This window comes from Streptomyces sp. NPDC033180, assembly GCF_055577645.1.
The window spans coordinates 488,814-503,944 of sequence record NZ_JBVIPU010000001.1; the positions used below are offsets into that span (position 1 = coordinate 488,814).

The window sequence follows — 15,131 nt, forward strand, 5'->3', positions numbered from 1 at the left end:
GGCGACATGACCGACCCCTCCGCAATCCAGCCGAGCGAGCTCGACCAGCTCCCGGACCGCGACCCCGAGGAGACCGCCGAATGGCAGGCCTCCCTGGACGCCGTTACCCAGGCGGCCGGGCCGCACCGAGCCGCATACCTGATGCGGCGCACGCTGGAGCGCGCCGAGGGCGCGGGCCTGGCGCTGCCCAAGCTCCTTGAGACCGATTACGTCAACACCATCCCCACCTCCGCCGAGCCGGCGATCGAGGGCGACGAGGCGATGGAGCAGCGGATCGCCGCGTGGAACCGCTGGAACGCGGCCGCGATGGTGACCCGGGGCAGCAAACACGGCGTCGGCGGCCACATCGCCACCTTCGCCTCCGCCGCCTGGCTGTACGAGACCGGCTTCAACCACTTCTTCAAGGGCAAGGAATCCCAGGAGTCTCCCGGCTCCGGCGACCAGCTCTACATCCAGGGCCACGCCTCCCCCGGCATCTACGCCCGCGCCTTCCTCGACGGCCGTCTGAACGAGGCGCAGCTCGACAACTTCCGCCAGGAGGCGGGTGGCAACGGCCTGCCGTCCTACCCGCACCCGCGCCGGCTGCCCTGGCTGTGGGAGTTCCCGACCGTATCGATGGGCCTCGGCCCGCTGTCGGCGATCTACCAGGCGCGCTTCAACCGCTACCTCACCAACCGCAACATCAAGGACGTCTCCGCCTCGCACGTGTGGGCGTTCCTCGGTGACGGCGAGATGGACGAGCCCGAGTCGACGGCAGCCCTCGCGCTCGCCGCGCGTGAGGGTCTCGACAACCTCACGTACGTCATCAACTGCAACCTGCAGCGCCTCGACGGCCCGGTCCGCGCCAACTTCCGCGTGGTGCAGGAGCTGGAGGCCCAGTTCCGCGGCGCCGGCTGGAACGTCATCAAGGTCCTTTGGGGCAACGCCTGGGACGAGCTGTTCCAGCTCGACACCAACGGCGCACTCGTACGCCGCCTGCGCGAGGTACCGGACGCGCAGTTCCAGACGTACGCGACGCGTGACGCCGCCTACATCCGCGAGCACTTCTTCGGCTCCGAGCCCGCGCTCGTCGAGCTCGGCAAGCTGCTCAGCGACGACAAGATCAGCGAGTGCTTCCACCTCTCGCGCGGCGGCCACGAGGCCCGCAAGGTCTACGCGGCCTACCGTGCGGCGCTCACCCACAAGGGTGCGCCGACCGTGATCCTCGCGCAGACGGTCAAGGGCTTCACGCTCGGCAAGGGCTTCGAGTCCAAGAACGCCAACCACCAGATGAAGAAGCTCACGGTGGACGAGTTCAAGGACATGCGCGACCTCCTCGAGCTGCCGATCCCGGACAGCCAGTTCGTCGACGGCGTGGTGCCCTACGGCCACCCCGGCGCCGACTCCCCCGAGGTCCGCTACCTCCAGGAGCGTCGTGCCGCCCTCGGCGGTCCGGCCCCGGCCCGCCGCACGCAGCTGCTCGCGCCGCTGCCCGCCCCGGCCGACAAGGCGTTCGCCTCGTTCGACAAGGGCTCGGGCTCGCAGTCGGTCGCGACGACCATGGCCTTCGTACGGCTCGTCAAGGACCTGATCCGCGACAAGGAGACCGGCAAGCGCTGGGTGCCGATCGTCCCCGACGAGGCGCGCACCTTCGGCATGGAGTCGCTCTTCCCGTCGCTCGGCATCTACTCGCCCAAGGGCCAGAACTACGAGCCGGTCGACCGCGACCAGCTGATGTACTACCGCGAGGCCAAGGACGGGCAGATCCTCAACGAGGGGATCACCGAGGCCGGGTCGATGGCGGACTTCATCGCCGCGTCGTCGTCGTACGCGACGCACGGCGAAGCCATGATCCCGTTCTACATCTTCTACTCGATGTTCGGCTGGCAGCGCACGGCCGACCAGATGTGGCAGCTCGGCGACCAGCTCGGCCGCGGCTTCCTCGTCGGCGCCACCGCGGGCCGTACGACGCTGACGGGTGAGGGTCTGCAGCACGCGGACGGCCACTCGCCGGTGATCGCCGCGACGAACCCCGCCGCCATGTCGTACGACCCGGCGTTCGCCTACGAGGTCGCGGCGATCGTCAAGGACGGTCTGCGCCGGATGTACGGCGAGGCCGCCCCCGGTGAGGACCAGAACGTCTTCTACTACCTCACCGTCTACAACGAGCCGATGCCGCAGCCCGCGAAGCCCGCGGGTGTGGACGAGGGCATCGTGCGCGGTCTCTACCGCTTCAACACGGCCGAGTCCGCCGGGCACTCCCCCGCCGCCAACGCCTCGCGCATCCAGCTGATCGGGTCGGGCACGGCCATTCACTGGACGCTCAGGGCGCAGAAGCTGCTCGCCGAGGAGTGGGGTGTGGCCGCCGACGTGTGGTCCGCGACCTCCTGGACCGAGCTGCGCCGCGACGCACTCGAGGCGGACGAGGCGATCCTGCGCGGCGAGGAGCGGACTCCTTACCTGCGTACGGCACTTGAGGGCGCGCAGGGTCCCGTGCTTGCCGTCTCCGACTACATGCGGCAGGTTCCCGACCAGATCGCGCAGTGGGTCGAGCAGGACTACTCGTCGCTCGGCGCGGACGGCTTCGGTCTGTCGGACACGCGTGACGCGGCCCGTCGCCACTTCGGCATCGACGCGGAGTCGATCGTCGTCGCCGCGCTGGCCCAGCTTGCCCGTCGCGGTGAGGTTCCCGCTTCCGCGGTGAAGGAAGCTCGGGCGAAGTACGGTCTGTAGCCTTCGGCCTGATGCGGGTGCGGGTCCCTGTCTCTTCGGCAGGGGCCCGCTCCCGTGTGCGGGTGCGGTTCTGAGCCGCCGCTTCGCGGCGGCTGTTTTCCCGCCCGCCCAACCATCACCGGTAGCGATCAGACATTCTGTGGGCCGCTTCCTTGAATCGTTCCCTGAGCGTCGTCGGCTCCAGGACCTCCACCTCCGGGCCCAGCGCCATGAGCTGGGTGTACGCGACGTCCTCGTTCTCGACCCGGAGGGTCAGCGTCACCCAGCCCCCGTCGTCCGGGGGGCTCGCGGTCGCCAGTGCCTCTTGCGTGGACGCCGAGTCGGTGGCGTACGGAAGCTGTCGTACGCCCCGCTCGGAGAGCCGGAGCACGACCTCGGAGCGCAGGATCGCCCGCGCGAACTGCTCGGCCCGTTCCTCCCAGAAGCCCGGCAGATCGAACTCCTCGTCGCGTACGAAGCGGTCCTCGCCGGCGGCGATCGCGGTGAACCGGTCGATGCGGTACACCCGGAACGAACCCGTGTCGGGCACCCTCGCGCACAGATACCAGACGCCGGCCTTGAGCACGAGGCCGTAGGGCTCCAACTCCCTTTCCACCTCGGTGTCCTGGCGCCGGTAGCGGGCGGTGACGTGCCGGTCGTCCCACACCGCGTCCGCCAGCGCGGGCAGCAGTTCGGGCGCGGGCGTCTCCTTGAACCAGCCCGGCGCGTCCAGGTGGAACCGCTGCGAGGCGTTCTGCGAGGCGTCCCGCAGCGAGGGCATCAGCGCCGCCGACACCTTCAGACGGGCCGCCGATGCCGCGTCCTCCAGGCCCATCTCCCGCAGCGCGCCCGGCACTCCGGACAGGAACAGCGCCTCAGCCTCACTGCGTCCGAGCCCGGTGAGCCGGGTGCGGTAGCCGCCGATGAGCCGGTAGCCGCCGGCCCGCCCCCGGTCCGCGTACACCGGGACGCCGGCCTCCGACAGAGCCTGGGCGTCACGCGTGATGGTCCGCTCGGACACTTCGAGCTCACCGGCGAGCTCGGCGGCGGTCATGGAGGGGCGGGCCTGGAGCAGAAGCACCATCTTGATGAGGCGTGCAGCGCGCATGCCCCCATGATGCCGTCGGCTAGCGGTAGCCGGTGACGTCCGCCTCCTTGCTCTCCTGGTCGACCTCCGTGATGTAGCGCCAGGCGTCCGGCGCCGAACCGTCGACGTCCGTGAAGCCGTACTCCTTGGCGAGACCGCCGCTGGAGAGCGACGTGCCGTTCCAGCGGGCCACTTCGGGGTCGGCGGCGAGCGCGACCAGGGCTCGGCCGACGAAGGTGGGGGTCTCGGAGATCGCGAAGTGGGGGTTCTGCTCGCGGCCGTCGAGCCAGTTCTCCTCGGTCACCTTGAAGTAGGTGTCGAGCATCGCCTCGGAGCGCAGCCAGCCGGGAGTCAGGCAGAGCGCCGTGCAGCCGTACTCCTCGACCTCCTCGGCCAGGCCCTTCGTCATCCGCAGCGGGGCCGCCTTGGCGAGGTCGTAGTAGAAGGGTTTGCGGTAGTGGGGGCCGTTGTACTCCGCGGTCCCGTCGGTGACCTCGACGACCAGGCCGCCGGGGTTCTTGATGAGCAGCGGCAGCGCGTACCGGCTGGTGACGATGTGGGTCTCGATACCGAGGCGCATCAGGCGCAGCCCCTTGTCGAGGTCGTGCTCCCACATCTTCTTGTCCCACTCGACATGGACGTCGCCGCCCCAGATGTCGTTGACCAGGATGTCCAGACGGCCCTGCTCACGGTCGATCCGGTCGACGAGGGCCTCGACCTGCTCGGGCTCCAGATGATCGGTGGGTACGGCGATCCCGGTGCCCGGCCCGCCCGCCTCCCGGCCCGCGGCGGTGATCAGCTCCGCGGTCTCCTCGATGGTCTCCGCGGTGCGGCCGACCTCGCTCGTGTGCTCGCGGGTCGTGCGCCCCGTCGCGTACACGGTGGCCCCGGCGCGGCCGAGCTCCACCGCCATGGCCCGGCCGGCGCCGCGGGTGGCGCCGGCGACGAGGGCGATCTTTCCGGTCAGTGGGTGCGCGGGGGCGTGTGTGCTGTCCATCTCTTCGCTCTCCATGGCTTCGAGGCTGCCACCGAATACCGACACCTGCTGTCGGGTTTTCCACGGGCATGTGCACACATAACGACACAGTCGCATCCGCCGCACTCCGCGTGCGTACGCACCCCTCAGGACCGATGCTTGTCCCGTGATGGACGAGACGGAGTTCTGGGAGATCGTGGACCGCACCCGCGTGGCCGCCGAGGGCGACCCCGAGGACCATGCCGACCTGCTCACCGAGAAGCTTCTCGAGCTCGAGCCGGACATGGTGCTCGACTTCGCCCGTCACTTCGAGGCGCGCTACAACCGTGCCTACCGCTGGGATCTGTGGGGAGCTTCCTGGGTCCTCCTCGGCGGCGCCAGTGACGACGCCTTCGACTACTTCCGCTGCTGGCTGATCGGCCAGGGCCGCGAGGTGTTCGAGGGGGCCCTGCACGACCCGGACTCGCTCGCGGATCTCCTCGACGACTTCGACGAGGACATCGACGGCGACGGCGAGGAGCTCGGCTACGCCGCCGACGAGGCCTACGAGCAGCTCACCGGCGTCGTCACCCCCGACCTCGGCATCGCTCCCGCCCCTACGGAGCCGCTGGGGACACCGCTCGACTTCGAGAACGAAGCGGCCATGGCCGAGCGCTACCCGAAACTGTGGGAACGCTTCGGCGAGGTCGACTGAGGGGCGGACGCGTTCGGGAACTCGGCGCGTTCGGCAACTCGGCGCGTTCGGGAACTCGGCGCGTTCGGGAACTCGGCGCGTTCCGAACTCGGGCCGGCCCGCGGCTCCCGTCGGGCCCACCGTCTCACCGGGTCACCGGGTCACCGGGTCACCGGTCCTGCAGCCTCGCGGCCCTCTCCCTTATCGCGGGGAGCGCGGCCGTCAGCGCCGCTCCCGGGCAGGACGTGGAGTAGCCGTCGTTGTGACCGGACACCGCGCTGAACAACTCGCTCGCCCCCGCCGGGTACTTGCTGAGGCTGTTCGATGACACCAGCCGCACCGTGGAACGCGGGTCCACGTCCGAGAGCCCGAGTTTCCACGCGACGAGCGCCGCCAGGGCCTCGGTCATCGCCCGGGGCACAGGGCTCCCCGCCGTGAACGTCCCGATCGCCGCGATCCCCACCGATTTCTGGTTGAAGCCCTGCGTGTGCGCCCCGACGACGGCCCTCTCGATGCCGCCCGCACGCCCCTCGTAGACGGTCCCGCACCGGTCGACGAGGAAGTTGTAACCGATGTCGTCCCACTGTCTCCCTTCGGTCTGACCGGCGTACAGATAGCGGATGGTGCGCGGGGCATCGGCGCAGTCGTAGCCGTTCGGTGTGTCCGTGTGGTGCACGAACACCGCCTCGGCCCGGCCTGCATACCGGGCGGGCGGCGTCTGCCCCACCGCACCGTCCAGCCACTCGGCGCGCGGCACCACGCGAGGCTGCGCCGCCGGATGCCCCACCGCCCTGCGTACCGGGGCCGCGGCCGCCGGCATCAAGGAATACCGCCCGGTCGCCCCGGCCCGCTCCCCGAGCCCGGCCAACGCCACCGGACCGTCACTCGCCCGCCCCGGCGCCCCCGAAACCCCGGGCCCCACGAACAACGCGCACAACAGCAGAAGCGCCACGGCAGCGACGCCGGGCACACAGCCCAGCACCGCACGCACCGCCGGCGGCACACGCACACCGGGCCGACGCGCCGCGAGCACACGCACACCGGGCCGACGCGCCGCGAGCACCCGCGCCGCGGACACACCACGGAAGACACGCATGGTCCGACTCTCCGGCCCACCCGCTCCACCCGCGATCCACACTCCGCCATTCGAATGAACCTGCGGAGCCCGGAGGAGCACCGTGCCCGGCCCGTCAGAAGTGCGTGCCGCCGTCGACCCTGACCTCGGTGCCGGTGATGAACTTGCCGTCCTGGGAGCCGAGCAGGGCGACGACCGAGGCCACCGACTCCGGTCCCGCGAAGCCCTGGCCGATGGCCGGGGCCAGCTTTATGAACAGGCTCATGTCGGCGTCCTCCGGCAGGCCGGGGCCCACGCTCTGCCTGCTGGAGCCGCTGCCGTCGGTCATGCCGCTGGAGATGGAGCCGGGCTGGACGGAGTTGAAGCGGATCCCCTGCTTGCCGTACTCACTGGCCAGCGCGTGCGTCATGGACTGGATGCCGCCCTTGCTGGCCGCGTAGGCCGCCATGTACGGGTGGGCGAACATCGCCGAGGTGGAGCTGAAGTTGATGACGGCGGCGTCCTCGCCGTCGAGCAGCGCCGGGATCGCCTCGCGGATCACCAGGAACGTGCCCACAAGGTTGATCTGGATGACGCGGTTGAAGGAATCCAGGCTGGTCTCGTGCGTGTGCGAGGAGCGGAGCACGCCCGCCGCGTTCACCAGCACGTCCAGGCCGCCGAGCGCGGTGACGGCGGCGGCGACACCCTCGCGCACCGATGTCTCGTCCGAGACGTCCACCACGAGGGCGGTGAGTCGGTCGGCCGCGGCACCCGCCTTCTCGGTGGTGTCCTTCAGACCCGCCTCGCTGACATCGGCGGCCACGACCCTGCCGCCCTCCTCGAGGATGCGCAGGACGGTGGCCTGCCCGATGCCCGAGCCTCCGCCGGTGATGAGGGCACGACGGCCTGCGTAGCGGTTCATGGAATGCCTCCGTTCACGTCCGGGCTCCCGGATCCGTCCATGGATCCGGCTTTCCCGATCTGGTTTCAATGTACGCCTGGCTGGCACGTTTTGCCATGCCGACAATTCATGTATCAGGGTGAGAATCCCGCGTAGGCTGCGAGGGTGAGCACCCACTCGTCGCAGCCATCGCAGTCATCGCAGCCACTGCCACCGGCGGCGCAGCCGTCGCTGACCGAGCGCCGCAAAGCGGCCACGCAGCTCGACATCGCCCGCGCCGCGGCCGAGCTCTTCGCCGAGCGCGGCCCGGACGGCACCACCGCCGAGGAGATCGCGGGCCGCGCCGGGGTGGCGCTGCGCACCTTCTACCGGTACTTCCGCAACAAGCAGGACGCGGTCGCGCCGCTCCTCGCGGGCGGGGCCGCCGAGTGGCGGGCCCACCTGGCGGACCTCGACCCGGCCGCCGGGATGCCGACGGCCCTGGAGCGGTCCATCGCGGACGCGCTGACCGCCGCCGACGACCGCGCGGCCGAGTCCCTGGAGTGGACCCGCGGCCTGTTGCGCGCCGCGCAGAACGACCCGGCGCTGCGCGCGGTCTGGTATCGCGTGAACCAGGAGTCCGAGGAGCAGCTCGTACCGGTGCTCGCCCGCCTGGCCGGGGACGACGCCGACGCACTGGACGTACGTCTGGCGGCCGCGGCCGCCACCGACGCCATTCGCCTGGCCCTGGAGACCTGGGCCGCCACGGACGCGCCCACCGAGGGCCCCGGCTCCCCCGCCGTCCTGGCGGTGCGCTGCCTGCGCGAACTGACGGGCGGACTACGGCTCCTGGCCGCACGGCAGGGCAACGCCTGAACCCGACAGGGGAACGTCTTAGGCCCGGCGCCCGTCGCCGCGTCCCACTACGGCTCCGGTTCCACCCGCGGGCCCGGTCCCGCCTCCGGCTCCAGGTCCGGGTCCGGCTCCTGGTCCAGGTCCAGGTCCAGGTCCAGCGAGAACGCCAGCAGGGCCACGTCGTCGCCGACCCCGCCGGAGAACCGCATCAGGTCCCTCCAGACCGCGGACGTCAGCGCCGCCGGGTCGTCCCGCAGGTCGGCGCAGAGCACCGAAAGACGCTCGGCCAGCGGGTAGAAGGCGCCGGACCTGTCCCGCGCCTCGGTCACCCCGTCGGTCACCACGAGCAACCGGTCGCCGGGCTTCAGGCCCACGGTCACCTCTTCGGGCGGTGCGACACCCGCGATTCCCAGGCCCAGCGGAGCCCCAGGCGCCACGGCAAGCTCCTCGACGACCCCACCGCGGACCAGCAGCGGAGGCGGGTGGCCGCAGGAGACGATCCGCAGCTCAGGGGCGTCGGCCCGGAATTCCAGGAGCACGGCGGTTGCGAAGAGTTCGGCGTGCTCGGCCTCCTCGGAGTCGACCACCAGGCGCCGGTCGAGCCGGGCTGCGACCCCCTCCAGGTCGGGTTGGTCGAGCACCGCCTCGCGGAAGGCACCGAGCAGCGCGGCGACCGTGCCGACGGCCGCGAGGCCGTGCCCCTGCACGTCGCCGACCAGCGCCCGTACGCCGCTGGGGCCCTTGCGCACGTCGAAGAGGTCACCGCCGACCAGCGTGCCGCCCTGTGCGGCGCGGTAGAGGCCCGCGCAGCGCACCGGGCCCACGCGCTCCGGCAGTGGTGGCAGCACGGCGAACTGGGCGGCCTCGGCGACGGTGCGGACGGTGACGAGCTGGGCGTCGCGTCGGCTGCGGACCCAGGCGAACAGGATGCTCAGCAGCGCCACGAAGGCGACCGTCAGCACATCGCTGTCCCCGGGACGGCCGAGACCGAAACCGGGCAGGTAGAGCAGCAGCACCACGGTGCCGCCGAAGAGCGCCGTGGCGGATGCGCCGTACGCCAGCGCGGCCAGCGGCGGTACCGCGGCGAGCAGGAAGCTGAGGTCGACCGTCTCCGGGGTGGCCAGCTGGATGACGCAGATCACGACCAGGAGCACGGGCGGGGGCCAGCGCACCCAGGTGGGCGGTGGTGCGCCGCGCAGCCAGCCGGGCTCCTCCCGGTCCCGCCGGCTGGCAGCAGCGACCCTGAACATCGGTTCGCTCCTTCCGGTCGGCCTCCCCACGCTCCTACGCGCGCGTGCCCGCCGCACGCCGGGCCGGTCCGACGGGTGGCGAAGGCCGGGCGGGGGTCATGGCAGGCTCCGGAGTCTCAGAGCACCCGCCCCATCAGCACGTCGTCCACGTACGAGCCGTCGAGGAGGAACTCTCCCGGCAGCACCCCCTCGACCACGAAGCCCTCGGAGGCGTAGAGCGTCCGGGCCGGAGTGTTGTGGCCGAGCACCCGCAGCGTGACGCGCCGCGCGCCCTGGCGGCGGGCCGCCTCCACCGCGGCCCTGACGAGACCGCGGCCCACACCCCTGCCGCGCGCCTCGTCCGTGACGGCGAAGCCCAGGATCTGCCGCACGTGGGCGTGGGCGAGGAGGGAGGTGGGGTAACCGAGCCGTATGTAGCCGACGACCGCGCCGTGCAGCTCGGCGACCAGGTGGTCGTGAGGCCCGAAGCGTTCACTGAAGAACGGCGGGTACGGAGGCTGCGGAGCCGGTTGCACCGCGTGCAGGGTGGACCAGGTGACGCGGTCGATGCGGGCGAGGGCTTCTTCGTCGTCCGGCAGGGCGGTACGTATGTGCGTGTCCGGCATGGGCGTCACTGTACGACGGACGCCTGACGCCTCCCGCCGGGTTTCCGGGGCAGGATGGCTTCATGGAGCCCTCCGAGTCCGAGCCGTCAGCCCCGTCGTCGCGGCGGTCCCGTATCGCCGTGGCCGGCGCGTCCGGCCTCATCGGAACGGCGCTGACACGCGCCCTCGCCGACGACGGCCACGAGGTGGTGCGACTGGTGCGCCGAGCACCTCGTACGAAGTACGAGGTGCGATGGGACCCCAAGGGGGGTTACGTCGACACAGCGGGGCTCGCGGGCTGCGACGCGCTGGTCAACCTGGCGGGAGCCGGGATCGGCGACCGCCGCTGGACGGCCGCCTACAAGCAGGAGATCCGCGACAGCAGGGTGCTCGGCACCGCGACGCTCGCCGAGGCGGCGGCCTCCCTGGACGAGCCGCCCCGGGTGTTCCTGTGCGCGAGCGCGATCGGCTACTACGGAGACACCGGTCAGCGCGCGGTGGACGAAAGCGCCCCTTCCGGAGAGGGCTTCCTGCCGTCCCTGTGCGTCGAGTGGGAGGGTGCGGCCGCCGCGGCGCACGCGGCGGGCATCCGCACGGTCTTCTCGCGCAACGGCCTGGTGGTGGCGCGCGAGGGCGGGGCCTGGCAGCGGATGTTCCCGCTCTTCAAGGCAGGGCTCGGCGGGCGCCTCGGTGACGGCCGGCAGTACTGGAGCTACATCTCGCTGCACGACGCGGTGGCCGCGCTGCGGCACCTGCTCGACACGGAGTCGCTGGCGGGGCCGGTCAATCTGACGGCGCCCGATCCACTGACCAACCGCGAGGTAACGGCCGCGATGGGGCGGGTGCTGCACCGCCCGACGCTCTTCCCGGCACCCGAGCCTGCGCTGCGCGTCGTGCTCGGCGAGATGGCCGGTGACGTGCTCGGCAGCCAGCGAGTTCTGCCGACCCGGCTCCTGGAGTCGGGGTTCTCGTTCGCGTTCCCTGGCATCGAGGAGACGATCCGGGCGGCGTTGCGGTAGAAGGCCGGCGGTAGCGGGCCGGCAAAAGAGGGACAGCGGTAGAAGGCCTGCGGCAAACGATCGTGTTCTTCGCTCTGCGATCGTGTGCGACCGGCGTGCGACCGTGCTCGGTCGATGCGCGACTGCCACTGACCGTTCGTACTCCTACCCTCGTGCGGAACTCGGTGATTCCGAAGCCCTGTTGAGGGCATGACGTCCCCAGCAGCCGCACAACCTCCGGGAGGGGCACGTGCTAGAGCCTGCGCACCATGCGGATGTCGTCATCGTGGGAGCGGGGGTCGCGGGACTGTCGGCCGCCCATCAGCTGACCAGGGCCGGTGTAACGACCGTCGTCCTGGAAGCCGCCCCTTACGTCGGTGGGCGTATGTCGACGGAGAAGGTCGACGGGTTCCGGCTCGACAGGATCGGGCAGCTGCTCACCACGTCGTACCCCGAGTTGCGCCACACGCCGGGGCTCGACGCCCTGGTGCTGCGGCCCTTCGTGCCCGGCGTCCTGGTGCACAGCGACGGCCGGCACCACCGCGCCGTCGAGCCCGCGAGCCCCCGGCGCACACGGGGCGCACTCACCGCCGCGCGCGCCCTCGCGAGCGCCCCCCGGGGTTCGCGCACAGCACGGACCCCGGCACGGACCGCCCCCCGCACCACCCCCCTCGGCGGCGCGCTCGACCAGGCCCGTCTCGGCGCCGCACTCGCCAGGCTCGCCGCGACGGATCCGAAGCGCCTCCTCGCCCGCCCCGAACTTCCCGCGTCCGAGGCCCTCTTCGCCCGAGGCCTGCCCGCGCGCACCGTCACCGGCTTCCTGCGCCCCTTGCTCTCGGCGCTCCTGTGCGACCCGGACCTGACGACGTCGAGCCGGTGCGCCGACCTCGCCCTGCACTCCTTCGCGCGCGGCCGCCTGTGCTTGCCCGAGGGCGGCGCCGAGGTGCTGCCCGAGCTCCTGTCGGCCTCGCTGCCACCGGGGACGGTCCGCACCGGCGTACGCGTCACCGCCGTCTCCACGACCTCCGTCACCACCGCCGAACACGGCGAAGTGAGCTGTCGCGCCGTCCTGTTGGCCACCGATGCCCGCGCCGCCGCCGAGCTACTTCCCGGCCTGCGCGTGCCGTCCTTCCACCAGGTGACCGTGCTGCACCACGCGGCGCCCGACGCGCCGCTCACCGAGCCCGCGCTGCTGCTCGACGCCGACCGTTCGGGCCCGGTCGCGCACACTGCCGTGATCAGCCACGTCGACCCGTCGCGCGCGCCCGCGGGCCGGGCGCTCATCTCGTCAACGGTCCTCGGGCCGCCACCCGACGAACGGGCCGTCCTCGCCCATCTCGCCGATCTGTACGGCACATCGACCGCCCGCTGGGAACCCCTCGCCGTCCACCACACCCGCGACGCGGTGCCCGCGATGCCACCGCCGCACGATCTGCGCCGCCCGGTGCGACTGCTGTCGGGGCTCTACGTGTGCGGGGACCACCGGGACACCAGCACGGTGCAGGGCGCCCTGTACTCGGGCCGCCGCGCGGCGCGTGCCGCACTCGCGGACTTCGGCGTGGACCCGGCGCACGGGACGGGGCAGCTGCCGATGGCGGCCTGAAGCCCCCGTCGGCTCGGACCCGCCCCTTAGGGCCGATCCATCCGACCTATCAGCCACACCCCGGGAAGCCCTCGCGCCCCCACGCGAGGGCTTCCACCTTCCCGCACGCCCACCTCGTAAGACCCACCGAACTTCACACACCCCTGTAACTCCCCTTGCCACACAGGTACCTCACGGCTACGGTCCCACCGGATCGCCAAGCCGCAGGAGGCTCACGTGCGTCGCACCATGCCGGTGATATCGCTCATCCTCGGCCTATTCATAGGAGGTCTGTCTTTACCAACCGCCACAACCGCCATAGCTGCGACAGATACGGCAGCTGCGGCAGCTGCCACAGAGACGGAAGTGCCGTCCGTCGTACCCCGCCCCACCGACTGGACCGCGCTCGACGGCCGTACGAAGCTCACCGAGCGCACCCGCATCCTGATCGACCCGCGCGCCGGAGCCGCCACCGCGCTCCCCTCGGGCCGCAGTGAATTCCCGGGCCCCGCACACCAGTCCGTACGCAAACTCGCCAACCAGCTGCGCACGGAGATCAAGCAGGTCACCGGCATCACACCCCGGATCGGCAGCGGCCGCCCCGCCCACGGCGACATCGCACTCGGCCTCACCGCCGAGGGGAACCACGGCGCCGAGGGCTACGGCTTCGACAGCTCCGGCCCCATCCGCATCGAAGCCGCGTCCACCCACGGCCTCTACTACGGCACCCGCACGCTCCTCCAGCTCCTGCGCACCACGGCCGACGACCACCGTGCCGTCCCCCGCGCCCGCTCCACCGACCGCCCCGCGCAGGCAATCCGCATGGTCCATCTCGACGCGGGCCGCAAGTACTGGAAGATCCCCTACCTGGAGAACCTGATCCGCAGGATGGGCGACCAGAAGCTCAACACCCTCTTCCTGCACCTCTCCGAGTCCGAGGGTTTCCGCCTCCACAGCCCGAAGTTCCCGGGCCTTGCCGACCCCGACCACAGCTACAACCGCGCCGACATCGAGCATCTGAAGGCCTTCGCGGCCCGCCATCACGTCCAGTTGATGCCCGGCCTCGAACTCCCCGGCCACGCCACCGTGATCAGCGAGGCCTTCGGTATCGGCTTCGGATCCGGCGCCGGCGCGTGCACGGGCGCGCACACGCACTCCCACCTCACGCCCGACTGGATCATCGACATGACCAGCGACAAGGCGATCGCGAAGTCGAAGGAGATCGTGGACGAGTTCGCGGGCTGGTTCGACGCGCCGCTGTTCTCGATCGGCGCGGAGGAGGTCCCAGGGCAGCTCGCGGAATGCCCGCGCGTGAAGAACCACCTGGCGAGCGCCCCCGACGTGTCCACCCTCGGCGACCTCCTCAACCGCTACATCAACACCCTTGACGACGTGGTCGCTTCGCACGGCAAGCGCACGGCCGTCTACAACGGCTCCGAGCACCTCACCGCGCCCCAGCAGAAGGTCCACGACCCCGTCGTCTTCCTCACCTGGGAGGGCACGGGCGCCGAGCCCGAGATCCCCGGCCACGACGAGATCGCCATCGGCCCCTTCTACGACACCCCGAACAACTACCACCACCTGTATCCGGACGAGCCCTGGATGTACGACAGCTGGGCGCCCAACACCGACGCCGACATGCTCGGCTCCGGCGTCACCAACTGGGCCGACTACAACTTCTGGGCCGACGACGGCTACTTCGAGCAGCACATGGCCGGCCCCCGCGCGATCCTCGCCGACCGGGCCTGGAACAAGTCCGCCACCCCGGACACACTCACCGAATTCAGGGCCCGCGCCACCCGCGTCGGCGACCCACCGGGCACGACGCCGGCGCCGGTACCACCGAGGGTGGAGGGTCGGCCCAGCCATCACTGGACGTTCGACGACGCCTCCTACCCCAGCGGCTGGACGTACGCGGGCAGTCCCGGCAACACAATCCTCGCGGAGGACGTGGCGGGCGGCCTCCCCGGCACGTCGTACATCATCAACAACCCCACCCCGGTGGAGGGTGTGCGCGGTCAGGCCTGGCGCTTCGACTCCGACCGGGACGGCGTCGGCTTCGGCGGTCTCGACGTCGCCGAGCCGTGGACCGCTTCGGTGCGGGTCCGCCCGACGGCCAGGACCGGGGACCAGGTACTGCTCAGTTCCAAGGCGGGCGCGCTGAAGCTGATGCAGCACGGCACCGGGAAGGTCGGCTTCACGCGGTACGGCGAGGCCGACCACAGCTTCGACTTCACGCTGCCGCTGGACCGCTGGACGCGGCTGACCTGGGTGACGACTCCGGGGCACACCACCTTGTACGCCGAGGGTAAGCGGGTCGGGTCCGTCGCGGCGTCGATCCCGCTGCCGCTGCGGTCCATCGGGACGGAGAAGGCGAGCCTGCGGGGCGACCTCGACGAACTCACCACGTGGGACGAGGCGTTGTCCCCCGAGGAGGTCGCGCGCCTGCGCTGAGCCTCGACCGAGCGCACGTGTAAGGGGCGGGGCTGCGCAGCCCCGCC

The 15,131-nt window shown here is 71.4% G+C and carries 12 protein-coding genes; 6 read left to right on the forward strand and 6 right to left on the reverse strand.

The genetic code is table 11. From position 1 onward, the window contains the following. Positions 1 to 6: 6 nt before the first annotated feature. Positions 7 to 2,712, forward strand: coding sequence for a pyruvate dehydrogenase (acetyl-transferring), homodimeric type (gene aceE, locus ACZ5WE_RS02300; RefSeq protein ID WP_467690511.1), 2,706 nt, complete (start codon positions 7 to 9; stop codon positions 2,710 to 2,712). Between the two features lie 115 nt (positions 2,713 to 2,827). Here the strand turns inward: aceE and ACZ5WE_RS02305 are convergent, their stop codons facing one another. Together ACZ5WE_RS02305 and ACZ5WE_RS02310 are read right to left on the reverse strand one after the other, a co-directional pair. Further along, positions 2,828 to 3,799, reverse strand: a complete 972-nt coding sequence (locus ACZ5WE_RS02305) for a helix-turn-helix transcriptional regulator (protein WP_467690513.1) — start codon at positions 3,797 to 3,799, stop codon at positions 2,828 to 2,830. A 19-nt stretch (positions 3,800 to 3,818) separates the two neighbouring features. Further along, positions 3,819 to 4,790 (reverse strand): SDR family oxidoreductase, encoded by a 972-nt coding sequence (locus ACZ5WE_RS02310; RefSeq protein ID WP_467690515.1) that lies wholly within the window; start codon positions 4,788 to 4,790, stop codon positions 3,819 to 3,821. A 133-nt stretch (positions 4,791 to 4,923) separates the two neighbouring features. Between ACZ5WE_RS02310 and ACZ5WE_RS02315 the strand changes: the two genes are divergently transcribed. After that, positions 4,924 to 5,448, forward strand: a complete 525-nt coding sequence (locus ACZ5WE_RS02315) for a DUF4240 domain-containing protein (protein WP_467690909.1) — start codon at positions 4,924 to 4,926, stop codon at positions 5,446 to 5,448. Between the two features lie 148 nt (positions 5,449 to 5,596). On the opposite strand, the gene ACZ5WE_RS02320 is transcribed toward ACZ5WE_RS02315, so the two are convergent. Both ACZ5WE_RS02320 and ACZ5WE_RS02325 read right to left on the reverse strand, forming a co-directional pair. Next, a complete protein-coding gene (locus ACZ5WE_RS02320) occupies positions 5,597 to 6,523 on the reverse strand; it encodes a peptidoglycan recognition protein family protein (protein WP_467690517.1) in 927 nt (308 codons plus the stop codon). A 94-nt stretch (positions 6,524 to 6,617) separates the two neighbouring features. Beyond that, the gene (locus ACZ5WE_RS02325) at positions 6,618 to 7,403 is read right to left on the reverse strand and encodes an SDR family NAD(P)-dependent oxidoreductase (RefSeq protein ID WP_467690519.1); all 786 of its coding nucleotides are present in this window, start codon (positions 7,401 to 7,403) and stop codon (positions 6,618 to 6,620) included. A gap of 144 nt (positions 7,404 to 7,547) precedes the next feature. On the opposite strand from ACZ5WE_RS02325, the gene ACZ5WE_RS02330 reads away from it, so the two are divergent. Next, complete coding sequence (locus ACZ5WE_RS02330) at positions 7,548 to 8,237, forward strand: TetR family transcriptional regulator (protein ID WP_467690521.1); 690 nt, start codon at positions 7,548 to 7,550, stop codon at positions 8,235 to 8,237. A 47-nt stretch (positions 8,238 to 8,284) separates the two neighbouring features. Here the strand turns inward: ACZ5WE_RS02330 and ACZ5WE_RS02335 are convergent, their stop codons facing one another. Both ACZ5WE_RS02335 and ACZ5WE_RS02340 read right to left on the reverse strand, forming a co-directional pair. After that, entirely contained in the window at positions 8,285 to 9,466 is a 1,182-nt protein-coding gene (locus ACZ5WE_RS02335) for a PP2C family protein-serine/threonine phosphatase (protein ID WP_467690523.1), read from the reverse strand. Positions 9,467 to 9,582: 116 nt separating this feature from the next. After that, positions 9,583 to 10,071, reverse strand: a complete 489-nt coding sequence (locus ACZ5WE_RS02340) for a GNAT family N-acetyltransferase (protein ID WP_467690525.1) — start codon at positions 10,069 to 10,071, stop codon at positions 9,583 to 9,585. Between the two features lie 62 nt (positions 10,072 to 10,133). Here ACZ5WE_RS02340 and ACZ5WE_RS02345 point away from each other — a divergent pair, with 62 nt between their 5' ends. From ACZ5WE_RS02345 to ACZ5WE_RS02355, 3 genes are all read left to right on the forward strand, one after another. Continuing rightward, positions 10,134 to 11,069, forward strand: a complete 936-nt coding sequence (locus ACZ5WE_RS02345; protein WP_467690527.1) for a TIGR01777 family oxidoreductase — start codon at positions 10,134 to 10,136, stop codon at positions 11,067 to 11,069. A gap of 229 nt (positions 11,070 to 11,298) precedes the next feature. Then, entirely contained in the window at positions 11,299 to 12,651 is a 1,353-nt protein-coding gene (locus tag ACZ5WE_RS02350; protein WP_467690529.1) for an NAD(P)/FAD-dependent oxidoreductase, read from the forward strand. Positions 12,652 to 12,996: 345 nt separating this feature from the next. After that, on the forward strand, positions 12,997 to 15,084 hold the full coding sequence (locus ACZ5WE_RS02355; protein ID WP_467690531.1) for a family 20 glycosylhydrolase: 2,088 nt from the start codon (positions 12,997 to 12,999) through the stop codon (positions 15,082 to 15,084). The last annotated feature ends 47 nt before the right edge of the window (positions 15,085 to 15,131 follow it).

What these genes read in the sequence shown, in the direction of transcription:
- ACZ5WE_RS02345 (WP_467690527.1), top strand. Translation starts at nt 10,134, where the DNA reads ATGGAGCCCTCCGAGTCCGAGCCGTCAGCCCCGTCGTCGCGGCGGTCC.
- ACZ5WE_RS02310 (WP_467690515.1), bottom strand. Translation starts at nt 4,790, where the DNA reads ATGGAGAGCGAAGAGATGGACAGCACACACGCCCCCGCGCACCCACTG.
- ACZ5WE_RS02315 (WP_467690909.1), top strand. Translation starts at nt 4,924, where the DNA reads ATGGACGAGACGGAGTTCTGGGAGATCGTGGACCGCACCCGCGTGGCC.
- ACZ5WE_RS02305 (WP_467690513.1), bottom strand. Translation starts at nt 3,799, where the DNA reads ATGCGCGCTGCACGCCTCATCAAGATGGTGCTTCTGCTCCAGGCCCGC.
- ACZ5WE_RS02320 (WP_467690517.1), bottom strand. Translation starts at nt 6,523, where the DNA reads ATGCGTGTCTTCCGTGGTGTGTCCGCGGCGCGGGTGCTCGCGGCGCGT.
- ACZ5WE_RS02340 (WP_467690525.1), bottom strand. Translation starts at nt 10,071, where the DNA reads ATGCCGGACACGCACATACGTACCGCCCTGCCGGACGACGAAGAAGCC.
- aceE (WP_467690511.1), top strand. Translation starts at nt 7, where the DNA reads ATGACCGACCCCTCCGCAATCCAGCCGAGCGAGCTCGACCAGCTCCCG.
- ACZ5WE_RS02325 (WP_467690519.1), bottom strand. Translation starts at nt 7,403, where the DNA reads ATGAACCGCTACGCAGGCCGTCGTGCCCTCATCACCGGCGGAGGCTCG.
- ACZ5WE_RS02335 (WP_467690523.1), bottom strand. Translation starts at nt 9,466, where the DNA reads ATGTTCAGGGTCGCTGCTGCCAGCCGGCGGGACCGGGAGGAGCCCGGC.